Genomic DNA, 256 nt, shown 5'->3' with positions numbered 1-256 from the left:
CCACGACCCGCGGGTTTTCATCGCCAGCCCGGCGACCTTGCGTCCCTTCGTGGCCGCATCCTTCGGGTCCGCGCCGGGCTGAGCAGCCTCTTGGGCAAGGCGCTGGGCCTCGGCTTCGAGGTCCTTTCTCTGCTGGGCTGCTCGGGTCTGAGCGGCTGTACCCTTGTCCTGCTGAGATTGGAGGTCCTTGGCCCCCTCGATCCCCTCATTGGTCCCGGCGAGACGCCCTTCTGCCTCTACTTGGCTGGCCAGTTCG

The 256-nt window shown here is 67.2% G+C and carries 1 protein-coding gene; it reads right to left on the bottom strand.

Features of this window, described 5'->3' with window-relative positions; genetic code table 11:
- Positions 1-256: hypothetical protein (locus ABD353_RS40180; RefSeq protein WP_344628634.1), on the bottom strand; the 256-nt coding region annotated here is incomplete at both ends.

The organism is Kitasatospora arboriphila (genome assembly GCF_039528095.1).
GTDB lineage: Bacteria > Actinomycetota > Actinomycetes > Streptomycetales > Streptomycetaceae > Kitasatospora > Kitasatospora arboriphila.
Note: the sequence above shows the minus strand (reverse complement) of the source record. Positions and strands in the feature narration are given on the sequence as shown.